Origin of the sequence: Bradyrhizobium sp. th-b2 (assembly GCF_000426785.1) — a bacterium.
Classification (GTDB): Bacteria; Pseudomonadota; Alphaproteobacteria; order Rhizobiales; family Xanthobacteraceae; genus Bradyrhizobium; species Bradyrhizobium septentrionale.
In genome coordinates, this window is record NZ_KE384574.1 from 2,269 (window position 1) to 14,330 (window position 12,062).

At 60.5% G+C, this 12,062-nt stretch carries 10 protein-coding genes; 8 read left to right on the plus strand and 2 right to left on the minus strand.

Translation table 11 applies throughout. The annotated features are described in order from the left end of the window. The 3 genes from K359_RS63070 to K359_RS0150730 form a co-directional block, all read left to right on the plus strand. The coding region (locus K359_RS63070) for an Ig-like domain-containing protein (protein ID WP_245285003.1) at positions 1–1,911 on the plus strand (1,911 nt) is incomplete at its 5' end. Between the two features lie 218 nt (positions 1,912–2,129). Next, on the plus strand, positions 2,130–3,842 hold the full coding sequence (locus K359_RS0150725; protein ID WP_029085693.1) for a type I secretion system permease/ATPase: 1,713 nt from the start codon (positions 2,130–2,132) through the stop codon (positions 3,840–3,842). A gap of 8 nt (positions 3,843–3,850) precedes the next feature. Continuing rightward, positions 3,851–5,221 carry an HlyD family type I secretion periplasmic adaptor subunit gene (locus tag K359_RS0150730; protein ID WP_029085694.1) on the plus strand — a complete coding sequence of 457 codons (1,371 nt, stop codon included), beginning with the start codon at positions 3,851–3,853 and terminating at the stop codon, positions 5,219–5,221. A gap of 548 nt (positions 5,222–5,769) precedes the next feature. On the opposite strand, the gene K359_RS0150735 is transcribed toward K359_RS0150730, so the two are convergent. Further along, entirely contained in the window at positions 5,770–6,441 is a 672-nt protein-coding gene (locus K359_RS0150735) for a hypothetical protein (RefSeq protein ID WP_035978798.1), read from the minus strand. A gap of 93 nt (positions 6,442–6,534) precedes the next feature. After that, positions 6,535–7,947, minus strand: a complete 1,413-nt coding sequence (locus K359_RS58275) for a hypothetical protein (RefSeq protein ID WP_029085696.1) — start codon at positions 7,945–7,947, stop codon at positions 6,535–6,537. Positions 7,948–8,579: 632 nt separating this feature from the next. Here K359_RS58275 and K359_RS0150745 point away from each other — a divergent pair. The 5 genes from K359_RS0150745 to K359_RS60975 form a co-directional block, all read left to right on the plus strand. Continuing rightward, positions 8,580–8,972: a hypothetical protein gene (locus K359_RS0150745; protein WP_029085697.1), complete on the plus strand. Its 393-nt coding sequence runs from the start codon at positions 8,580–8,582 to the stop codon at positions 8,970–8,972. Between the two features lie 24 nt (positions 8,973–8,996). Further along, positions 8,997–10,511 (plus strand): hypothetical protein, encoded by a 1,515-nt coding sequence (locus K359_RS0150750; RefSeq protein ID WP_063619018.1) that lies wholly within the window; start codon positions 8,997–8,999, stop codon positions 10,509–10,511. Between the two features lie 188 nt (positions 10,512–10,699). After that, positions 10,700–10,918, plus strand: coding sequence for a hypothetical protein (locus K359_RS63075; protein ID WP_156929201.1), 219 nt, complete (start codon positions 10,700–10,702; stop codon positions 10,916–10,918). A 71-nt stretch (positions 10,919–10,989) separates the two neighbouring features. After that, positions 10,990–11,190, plus strand: coding sequence for a Flp family type IVb pilin (locus K359_RS0150755; protein ID WP_029085699.1), 201 nt, complete (start codon positions 10,990–10,992; stop codon positions 11,188–11,190). Between the two features lie 587 nt (positions 11,191–11,777). Continuing rightward, positions 11,778–12,062: transposase (locus K359_RS60975; RefSeq protein WP_084518652.1), on the plus strand; the 285-nt coding region annotated here is incomplete at its 3' end.

A 12,062-nucleotide genomic window follows, 5' to 3' on the forward strand; every position in this document is an offset into this window, starting at 1 on the left:
AACTATGCATCCGGCAGCGGCAGCAACGCGCTGGTGTTCACTTACACGATTCTCGCAGGGCAGACCGACGCCAACGGCATCAGCATCAATGCCAATGCGTTGAGCCTGAACGGCGGCGCGATTACGGATGCGGCGGGCAACGCGGTGACGTTGACCACAGCGGCAGTCACGGACAATGCCAGCTATAAGGTCGATACCACGGCGCCGACGGTCACCGTTACGTCAAATCCAGACACTGTTCCAAACGGTATTGGTAATACAACGACCGTCACGTTTACATTCAGCGAGGCAGTGACAGGTTTTGATTCGTCCGATATCACGACAAGCAGAGGCTCAATAAGTAACTTCCAAACGATCGACTCTTCGCACTACACGGCAACTTGGACAAGAACGTCCAATGGATCCGCGAGTGTGGGTGTGACAGCAAACAGCTACACTGACTTGGCGGGGAATAATGGATCTGGCTCTACAAAGAGCTTGCCTGCGGGTGTAGCAGGAAGTCCCATAAATCTGGCTCTTACCGATCCGACGTCAGAGCCCAGCGATACCGTCACGGTGACATTTTCAGGAGTTGGATCGGGTTGGACCGTCAATGGTGCGAACGATCTTGGCAACGGTTCATGGATAGTCCAGACAAGCTCGCCCGCCGAGCTGACGATCACGTCGAGTGTTACGTTCAGCGGTGCAGCGCTTATTAAGGTCACAGAGACTTGGATCAATTCGGACGGCAGTACCGGAACTGCCATGATATTGGATAACGTCGAAGCCTACGCCCCCGGAAGCCCTATCTTCGCCTGGTCCGGCAACGACACACTGACCGGCTCGAGCGGCCACGACACCTTTGTCTTCTCGCAGCCGATCGGCAACGACGTCGTGCACAGCTTCGAGGTGTCCTTCGACGTCATTGACCTGATTAGCTACGGCTGGCAGAGCTTCGCGGACGTCCAGGCCCACGCCGCGGACGACGCGAGCGGAAATGCGGTGATTACACTCGCCGACGGGCAGACGATCACGCTCGACGGCGTGCATTCGGCAGATTTAACCGCAGCAAACTTCGAATTCGACGTGACACCCACGGTCGAAAACCCAGGCCAGATGACCATCGGCGACGGCGCGATGCTGCCGCTGTCGGGCGTCATCCACAACACCGGCGAGATCGACCTGCAGGCCTCCGGCGACGATACGCTGCTGCAGTTGATCCAGACCGGGATCACGCTCAACGGCGGCGGTCACGTGGTCTTGTCCGACGATGACCACAACGTTATTGCCGGTACGGCCTCGAACGTCACGCTCGACAACGTCGACAACGTGATCTCCGGCGCGGGCCAGATCGGGCAGGGCAGCCTGACGCTGAGCAACGAAGGCACCATCGACGCCACGGGCACCCATGCCCTGGTGATCGATACTGGCGCCAACGTGATCGCCAACGCCGGTACGCTGGAGGCGACCGGTACGGGTGGGCTCGTGCTCGCCAGCGCGGTGGCCAATAGCGGCCTGATCTGGGCCAATGGCGGCACGGTCACAGCAGAGGGAGAGGTGACCGGCAGCGGCAACGCCTTGATCAGTGGGGCCGGCACGATCGAGTTCGGGTCAGCCTCGGCGGCCGGTGTCACCTTCGACACCACCGCCGCTGGCCACCTGATCCTGGACGATGCTTTCCACTTCTCCGGCACGGTGAGCGGCCTCGATGGCAATGACGACATCGACATCAAGGGCATCAGCTTCGGTGCTGGCACCACGTTGAGCTTCACGGAAAACCAGGCGGGGACCGGTGGCACTCTGACGGTGTCGGATGGTGCTCACACGGCCAACATCGTCCTGCTCGGTCAATACGATCCGTCCGGCTTTGCCGAGAAGGCCGACACCACGAACGGCACGGTGATCACCTATGATCCGCACCACATCGCCTGAGAGGCGTGAACGCATCTACCATGGGAGAGAACCACGCGAGGAGAAGGCGAACCCCGTATGTTTACCCTCCTGCCTGTTTTGCGGCGGCGGCGGCTATCAACGCGGCCGTCGGCCATGCTAAATGGGGGGATTGGATGATTGATTTATTTGAATCTTTCGACTGCTGCCCAGGGGCAAACAGCGATCATGTTTAGAAGGTGGCTCCGGCCAATTTCCGCGTGAGTATTCCCCGTAAGAAAGCGGATGAATTCCGGCAGTCGCTGCAAGCCTGCCAGAGCTATTTTGTCACTGCGGCCATATTCAGCCTGGCCATTAACCTTCTCTACCTGGCTGGCCCGCTGTACATGCTGCAGGTCTATGACCGCGTGATCTCAAGCGCCAGCGAGATCACGTTGCTGATGCTGACGCTTGCGCTGTTGCTGGCGTTCATGGCACTCGCGGGTCTCGACGCGGTCCGCGCCCGTGTGCTGACACGCACCAGCATTCGCCTCGATCGGATGATCGCGCCGCGGGTGATGACCGCAATCATCGACCATTCGACAAAGATCGGCGGTGCGCGCAGCCAGCTCTTGCGCGATTTTGATACGTTCCGCCAGTTCATCACCGGGTCTGGAATTCACGCTGTCTTCGATCTGCCGTGGTCGCCGATCTACATCGCGGTGATCTTTTGCCTGCACCCGTTCCTGGGCGCATTTGCACTGGGATCTTCGATCATTTTGGTCCTGATGGCCTTTCTCAATGAATGGATCGTCAAGCCTCCGCTCTCCGAATCCAGCGAGGCGGCAAATCGAAATTACAGTTTCACCGAGATGAGCCTGCGCAACACCGAAGTGGTGCGCGCAATGGGGATGACCGCGGGCCTCCTGAATCGCTGGAGTAGGGACCGCGACCGAATGCTGGAGCGCCAGGTCGCCGCGAGCGATCGCGCGGCGACGATGCAGAGCATGATCCGATTCCTGCGGCTGTCGATGCAATCCTTGATCCTTGGTCTTGGTGCCTATCTGGTGATCGAGCGCATGACCACCGCCGGTGCCATGTTTGCCGCCAGCATCCTGCTTGGCCGCGCGTTGCAGCCGATTGAGCAGATCGTTGGATCCTGGCGCAGTCTCGTCTCGGCCCGCGGCGCATTCCTGCGGGTGCGCGAGCTGTTGGGAGCCAATCCGCCGCGCCAATCAGGACTGACGCTGCCACGGCCCGAGGGCCGTCTTTCCGTCGAAGCGCTGTCCTTTGCCGCGCCTAGAACATCAAAGCCCATTCTGCGCGGTGTCACCTTCCAGATCGAACCGGGTGAAGTATTGGGGATTATCGGCCCCTCTGGCGCCGGCAAATCCACGCTGGCGCGTCATATTGTCGGCGTTCAGGCGCCATCCGCAGGGGCCGTTCGCCTCGACGGGTCTGACGTTTCGAGCTGGATTAGGTCGTCGCTCGGCGAGCATCTTGGCTATCTACCCCAGGATATCGAGCTGTTTGCCGATACGGTGGCCGCCAATATTTGTCGGTTCAAGGACGGAGATGACAAGGACATCATTCTGGCGGCGCGAATGGCCGACGTACACGAGATGATCCTGCGGCTCGTCGATGGCTACGATACCCAGGTCGGGGAGGGTGGCGCGATCCTGTCCGGAGGCTACCGCCAGCGTATTGGCCTCGCACGCGCGGTCTACGGCAATCCGAGCCTGGTCGTGCTCGATGAGCCGAGCTCGAACCTTGATGCCGAGGGCGACGCAGCGCTGGCCGACTGCATCACGCAGCTGAAGAAGCGCGGGACCACGGTGGTGATCATTTCCCATCGGCCGGCCACAATCGGCGTGGTCGACAAGATATTGGTGTTGCGCGAAGGCGTGGCCGAGATGTTCGGACCACGGAGCGAAATCCTGGCGCGCCTCACGCGGCCTGTGCCGGTTCCTGCAGTCCGGGGAGCGACCGGTTAGGAGAAATCATGACATTGCTTGATGTCTCAGATCCGTCGATGCGTCCCGCTGCTGCCCCACGCGGGACAAAGCGCGCGAACAAGGATGGCGCGCCAAACGACTCCATTCGCAATGTCTCTGTAGCGGGGTGGTTGATCATTGCCATCTTCTTCGGCGGCATCGGCGCCTGGGCGGTGACGGCGCCGCTCAACGGGGCGGTGGTCGCCAATGCGGTCGTGAAGGTCGATGGCAACCGCAAGAGCCTCCAGCACCTCGACGGCGGTATCGTCAAGGAATTGCACGTCAGGGAAGGTGACAGGGTGCTCGCCGGTGATCTGCTGATCGTGCTGGACGAGACCCAGGCTCGCGCAGAGCACGAGGTGCTAACGCAGCAATATGCCGTGCTTCGTGCGTCGGAAGTCCGGCTGCTGACCGAACTTGACCATGGCTCCCAACTTGTCATGCCGCCTGATCTGAAGGCGCGCTCTGATGATCCCTATTTCAAGAGCGTCTGGAACGGACAGGTCAGCCAGTTTGACACCCGCAGGGCGTCGCTCGAAGGGCAAAGAAGCGTCGTCCGCGAAAAGATCAATCAGCTGGGCTCCCAAATCGTTGGTTCGGAAGCGCAGGTGAAATCGTTCACCAATCAGATCGATTCAGTGCGCAAGGAGGCCAGGGACGTCGCTCCGCTCGTGGAGCGAGGGCTGATCGCCCGTCCGCGTATCCTGCAGCTGGAGCGGACGGCGTATGGTCTCGAAGGCCAGATCGCGGATGCAAACGCCAACATTGCCAAGGCGCGCCAGGCGATTGCGGAGCAGGAGCAGCAGATCGCCCAATTCGACAACGACCGGATGACCGACGTCACCAAGGACTTGCGCGACACGCAAGCCAGACTCCTGGAGGTGATCCCGAAGGCAATGAACGCCAAGGCGGTGCTGGGCCGGATGGAAATTCGCGCTCCCTATACCGGACGGGTGGTTGGCCTCAGCGTGTTTTCGATGGGAGGCGTGATCCAGCGCGGCGACAAAATCCTGGACATCGTGCCTGACGAGGACTCGCTGACAATCGAGGCGCAGGTGGCGGTCGAGGATATCAGCGACGTGCATCCGAATACGCGCGCCGAAGTTCACCTAACCGCCTACAAACAGCGGATCGTTCCGATCATTCACGGCGACGTCATCCAGGTCTCGGCGGACCGCTTGACGGACCCCAAGACCAACAATCCCTATTACACGGCCTACGTTCGGATCGACCAGGACGAACTGGCGACCATGCCCAACATTCGCCTTTACCCGGGGATGCCGGCAACCGTAATAATCCCGACGATTCAGCGAACCGCGTTTGACTACATCGTCGGCCCGCTCGTGATGTCGTTCAATCACGCGTTTCGGCAGAAGTGATCGCTTCCAATTGGCGCTCCGCTCACGAAATGCGGAAACAGCGCGGCCGGAATCGCCTGATTTTGAGCGAGCGGCCGCAAAAGGCAGCGAGCTCGCTGCATTTGTGCCACGTTGGCGGCTTGACGGCTGGTTTAAGCAGAGCGGGCGCGCGACGGCGAGCCTAAGCGCCTTGTGGGGCAACCGGACGCCCGATTGGGAATCGGGATTGAGAGGCTTGGTTAAACTGCGCGAGATGCCTGCTCGTTTTCTCTCATGCTGGCCTTTGCGGGGCCGCGCGCGAGGCCATCGAGGAGAGGCGGAGTCGGCGGCGCACCTAGCAGCGGCTTCCCGGATCAGATCGCGCAGGCCGAGGCGAGGGCGTCCTGCGTCATCGGGCGACGGAGCTCGCACGGCCGCTGCTTCCGTTTCCCGAACGGAGAACGTCCTGCGCAAGGCATTGGCAGTGCAGGTGCAGGCGAGAACAATGTCCCTGCTCGAGGGTCCAAGAGTGAGAGAGACGAGACGGGGAGGTAGGCCCGACACTTCGATCCCCACGACCCACTGGGACGTCACAGCACGCATCCGTACCGGGCAGATTCGGCATAGGCCAAGAGCCTAGGGTCGGTGTCCGGGTAGGCCTCGCAAAAGTCGTCGATGATCGCGGCGACTTTCTCTTGGTATTTTGGCTGCCAATGCCCCAACCCGTGCAGAGCGCTCTCCTGGCAAGCAATCGAGTCCAGTTGAACGGTACGCTGCATGGTACGCAGCGCACAGTCGTGGAGGGTTGGCAAGTTTGGATCGGTAGCAAGGGCGAGAGACGGAAAAACATCCCACCACATGTAGCAGACGCCGTTGAGGGGCCCGGCATCGACCTCGCTCAGGTGCGACAGATGTGGGGTGCAGCGCGGCTTGAACAGTCGCTCAAAAAAGGGCCCGATCGCCTCGATGCAGCGGATGCGCTCCTTAACCGGCACCTCGGTCGAGCAAAACCATCCGTTGTCGCCGGATGCCATCGCGTTGACTAGATAAGTCAGGCCTTGCGCGATTTGGCGATCGGCGAACTCTTCCAATGCTGGCTCCGGGTTTTCAAATAAGCGGGTGAGATAGGCTATGGCCTGAGCGGGCGCCGGATCCCACCAATCGTGGCCGGGATCGAAGTACCAAGGTGCCTGCTGAAGGCGAACTGCGCGTCCAAACGCGTGCTCAAGCCATTCCTCAAAAGTGAGCTCTTGCAGGCGCATCACAAAGACCCCGACCAGCCAAGTCCGCAGACCAAATTTTCCTGGTGAGTTCAGCGAACTGGCGTTCGAACAATGACGCGGTCCATTCTCCCCCTAATGCAACGCGACAGATCGACCCTTGGCCTCCTGGATGCCGCCGGCAAGGGCCTTAGCGTATAGCTCGCGCGCCTTCGTCACATCGCCGCGCGTTCCGTAGGTCTTCCATGTGGAAAGAACGAGGGGATCATAGGTCTCCGCAAGCATAAAGCTTGCCTGTGCGCTGCCCGTCCCGACAGCGTGTTCGAGCACGATCCGCGCTGCACCGATATCCCCCTGGACGAGCAGGGCGCTGGCGCGCGCCAGCAACCTGGCAACTTCCGGACCGCCTTGCGCCTCAGCGATCGCTGGCTGCTCTGTCGCAGCCACCATCGTGGCTTGAGTCGGCGTGGTTTCGCGGCCCGGTGCCGGCGCCTCGGCGCGCTCCTGCTTCAGAGACTGTCGCAGCTCCGGCGTCGCTTTCTCGGCGGCCTGATTGCGCTGCGCCGCCTGGTCGCGCGCCTTGTTCGGCAACGCCAGCTGCGTTTCGATGTCACGCCGTGCCTTCGCTAGCTCGCCCGCCAGCGCCTCGGCCCTGTCGTGTTCCTTCTGCAGAGACTGTCGCAGCTCCGCCATCCCGCTCTCCGCGGCCTGACTGAGCTGCGTCGCCTGATCGCGCGCCTTGTTTGCCCGCGCTACCTGCATCTCAATGATCTGCTGCGCCCTCGCCAGTTCATTTGCTAGGGTGTCTGCGCGGCGCCGCTCCTTTTCCAAAGACTGTTGCGCTTCCGGCTGCATTGCCTCCGCGCCTTGCTTGCCCTGTGCAGTATCCCGCGGTGCCGGTGAGATCGCGGGGTCGGCTTGCTGATGAAGAGCCGGATCCCGCGTCAATGAATCGGCTTTCTGCAGGTCCTCTCCTGGGACCTGGGTCTCTTGCTTGACGGCCTCCACGCCAGCTGCTCCAGGCCCGACGTTATCCTCCTCACCAATGTATCGCGTCACATGGGCGACGAGCTCAGCGTGGAAATACCAGCCGATGAGCGACGCCCCGACCATCACCGCGGCGATCGAGGAGATGGCGCGCCGCGCGGTCGGTCCGCGCTCCTGTTTGCTCTGCGCGGCCCGCGCTTCAACCAGGACGCCAGTGACCGGGTCCGCGTTCGTAACCAGACGAGTTAATTCCGTCACCCTCGCGCGTTCGGCCAGGCCCGCGGAGAAGCAAAAGGAGCGGGGCCCTGGCGACGCCGGGGGGGCGATCGATCCAGTTTTCTTTGGCGGAATTAATTCATCTTGCAGAATAAATTCATCACCTTCCTTTGGAAGATGCATTGTTTGCCAATGCGTCGGCGTGATCTCGCTTGGCTCGCCATTTTTCCTAACCCACCCACGCGCCTCAGCCGACCATTGAGCAGATTCGAAGCGTCCGCTTACGTCATCCTCAAGAATGACGAATTTCCCATCCCTTGGAGCGGTGTCGATCGGGTGGCGCATGCAAAAGACGCCTATTCGATGCGGTTATCCAATTTTCTAGAAGGACTTCGCCAATGCGCAGATTCTACTCCACCTCACCAAAGGCCTCAAGAAATAGTCATTTAGGTTTTTGGCGGTAGTCCGACCGCAGCACGGCGGCGCACACCTACTAGGCTGCGCGCGCCATGGCCGCAGGCGAGCTTGGCCGCCACAGCGGCCGTTTTCAGGCGGCTGAAGGAGTCAAATCCGTATTTTTGCGGGTCGATGTTAACTCCCGTGCCAAAGCAGATCACCGCTTATGCGCGTGGACGCCCTGTGACTGCGCCAGAGCTCTTTCGGCCTCGGTTATCGCCGCGTCCGTTGAGCGGAGCCAACTGTTGTCACTGCTGGCGTTGGTGCTGACCCGGCAGGTTAATCCATCTGCAGTTTGGCGATCCGAATACCAGCGTAGCGCCGGCTCCGAGCTCTCGATCAATCGCGTGAGGTGAGCCACCGCAAGCGCCGGTCGGGAGTCTCGCCAATCGCGCTCATGGTCAAAAAAACCCGGCGGCCCGTTGGATCCGCACCTGTGGCCAAAGGCGCGTTTGAGCCAGTCCTCGTAGGTGAGATCTGTTAGCCGCACCGCACTGCCTGCTCTTCAGGTTCAAAGCGAAATGTCTAGCTCGATCATCACGCAGGCGGTGGAGCGGGCGTCCTGCGTGATCAAGGCGACGGAGCTTGCACGGCCGCTGCTTCCGTTTCCCGAATTGCTCGATCGGGAGAATGCCCTGCGCAAGGCGTTGGCAGGCCAGGTTCAGGCAAGGACAATGTCCCTGCTCGAGCGAAACGTGCAGATCCAGAAGCTTTATTCGCAGTTCCTCGAGGAAGCGCGCAGCCGGCAATCGGCAGCGCCGGCCGACGCCGGCAAGCCCTGCTGGCGGTCGCGCAGTGGCGGCAATCGAACCCGGAGAGTTGCGGGCGGCTCGGAGGGGATGCCGGGACGTGTTATTGAGGGGAAATTTGAGCATCTCCGGTTGCGCCGACATTCCCAAGTTGACAATGATTGATATCGCGGGACGGGGACGGAGAGCATGCTTTCAAGCAATAATTCGCGTCAGGTCGATCCGGCGACCGGGCTAAGCCCAGATCCTGTGCGCCCCGATTACCTTAGGTCCTGGCTACCGCTCATATTCGCGGCGACGGCCTATCTGACGCTCATCAGCAGGAGCGTCAGCCTGTTAAGCGATGCCGACATCTATTGGCATATCGTGGTCGGGCAGTGGATCATTGATCATCGTGCCGTACCGCACGTTGATCTGTTCTCGTTCACGATGCCCGGCGCACCCTGGATAACCAGCGCGTGGTTGTCAGAAGTCCTTTATTGCGCGGCGTTCAAATTGGCCGGATGGCCTGGACCTGTAATGCTTGCCGCGCTGTCGGCGTCTGCAGCGTTTTTCCTGCTTACACGCCTGCTGCTGAAGAGATTGCCGAACGTGCCGGTCGTGCTGATGGTGGGGGCTGCAATCGCCATGACGGCGACGCACACGCTGGCCCGGCCGCATGTCCTGGTCTTTCCGTTGATGGTGCTGTGGGCTAACACCCTGATAGAAGCGAGCGAACAGCGACGAGCGCCTTCGCTCTGGTGTCTGCCGCTCGTCACTCTCTGGGCGAACCTTCACGGCAGCTTTACGCTGGGCCTGGCGTTGATTGGGCCGTTCGCGTTGGAGGCCCTTTGGACCGCAGACAAATCCGCCCGCGTGACGGTCGCGCTGCAATGGCTCCGATTTGGGGGGCTTGCACTTGCAGCCGCCTGCATCACCCCGTATGGACCGGAATCGATCCTGGTCACACTGCGCATTTTGAAACTAGGATCCATTCTTTCAAAGATCGGCGAGTGGCAAGCGCTGGATTTCGGCGAAACAAATCCAGTCTCGGTATGCTTGATCGGTGGCGCTGCCTACGCCCTGTATAGCGGGCTGAAGCTGCCTCCGATCAGGCTTGCCGTGTTGCTGGCGGTCATTTGGCAGACTCTCGCCCATGTACGCTATGTCGACGTTTTCGCTCTGGTCGCGCCACTCCTCGTTGCCGGTCCATTAGGCCAGCACCTCTCGTGGCCTCAGTCGCAACACAGCCGGAAAGTCGTGCAACCAGCAAGGACGGCGTTTTTCGCGGCTATCGCCGCCCTGGTTGTCGCGACATGGGTGATCGTGGCGACGATGGACCACACGCCACCACTCGTTCCGCGCGTCGCCGTGGAAAAGATCAAGGGGTTGCAGGCAAATCGCGTTCTGAATGACTACTACTTCTGCGGATACCTGATCTTCCAGGGTATTCCGACGTTCGTCGATTCACGTGCCGAACTTTACGGGCCGGCCTTTCTCGCCCGCTATTCGCGAGCCCTTTCGCTTCAGGACATACCGGACTTCGTCCGATTGCTTGACGAATACAAGATTGACACAACCCTGCTGCTTCCGTCTGCGCGAGCGGTGGGTCTGCTCGATCGAATGCCTGACTGGGAGAGGGCCTACGCGGACGAGGTGGCCGTCGTCCACGTTCGGCGCGCGCGTCCACAGAACGCGGAGCCCGGGAAAGCCGGGATTCCTTGAAATACCGTCTGTTCGATTGCGAGGGCCCACTACGACAGCGAGGCATCGGGATGCGTCAACGCTGCTGTCTGTATGTTGAACGCCGTTGGCAGGCCGAGCCCCAGACGCCGGATCTCGCAACGGTCGCGCCGGTACGGCCAGCGTAGCAATGCCAGTGCCGAAGGCCACAGAACAAGCGGAGGTGGCCGATGACATCATCCGATCGTCGCTTTTTTGTAACTGGTCGTCCAATTGTTTCCAGGCAGCAACGGCTGGATGCGAAACCGAGCCGGCCAATGGCAGTGGACCCGGGAATTTTCGGCAATTTTGTCGCGGTTCATGCGTGTCTCCCGCGCAAATACGGGGAGGCCTGCCACAGTAAGGTTAAGGAAAAATTAGCAGTGCCAATTTTAGGAAAAATATTATAGAACTTAACGGTTGGCTCCGGATTGCGCGCCGACGGGTTTTGTAAAATTCATCTGAGTAAAAGGATTTTCCTATGTCGAAATTTTACATCCAGACCACGGAAGCTTTGAAGCAGCTTCGCGCCGACAAGGATGGCGTGGTGTCATTCGAGTACATCATCGTCGCAGCTTGCATCGTCGCCGTCGTGATTGCTGTGTTCAAGACTGATACGAGCATCTCTTCTGCGCTGGTCGGAGGAATCACCAAGATCTCCACTGCGATGTCCGGCCTCTGATTTGACGGCTGGAAAGGGCCTGATTCTGAAGCTTCGGGCCACGGTTTCAAATATCGGCGAGTGGAGGCCGCTGGACTTTGGCACGCCGGATCCCGTTACAGCCCGTATTCGGGTTGTGGCGGCCTAGGTCCCATACGGCGGGCTGGAGCTGCCTCCACTCACCATTGCTGCGCTGCTGTCGGCCATCTGGCAGACTCTGGCCCATGTACGCCATGTCCGACGTTTTCGTACTGATTGTGCCGTTCTTCGTGACAGTCCGTTAGGCCCGCATCTATCGTGGCATCCGGCAGGACGACCGGAAAAATCATTCCCGCAGCACGGACGGCATTTATCGCAGCTATCGCTGCTCTCGTTGTCGCGACCCGGCTGATCCTCGCGAGGGCGGCCACACGCCACCACTTGCTGTGGGTCTGCTCGATCGACCTTGCCAGACTGTGAGCGGACCCACGTTCGGCGCGCCATCCAGAAAATGCGGATAGCGCGTAGGCCTGGTTATTCAATGTTCTCTGAAGCGATGGCGGTTCATGCGGTATCCGTCCGAGGGCGGCCGTCTTGCGAGTTTTTCCGATCTGTAGCTGACTGTCCTTATGGACGGACATAAGGACAGTGCGGTGCTGAGCCGCATGGATTTGGTGGAGACCGGTCGGCGGCGACGCTGGACGCGTGCGGAGAAGCTCAGAATCGTAGAGGAGAGCTTCTCGGGGCCACGACTGGTGTCGGCGACGGCTCGCCGGTATGGGATATCACGTCAGCTTCTGCTGAGCTGGCGCAAGGCTTGGACCTGTCATGATCCGGCCGAAGAGGATTCGATCGGCCCGACATTCGTCCCTGCGATAGTTGCGGCAAGTACGCCGCCAACGACGGAAGCTGTC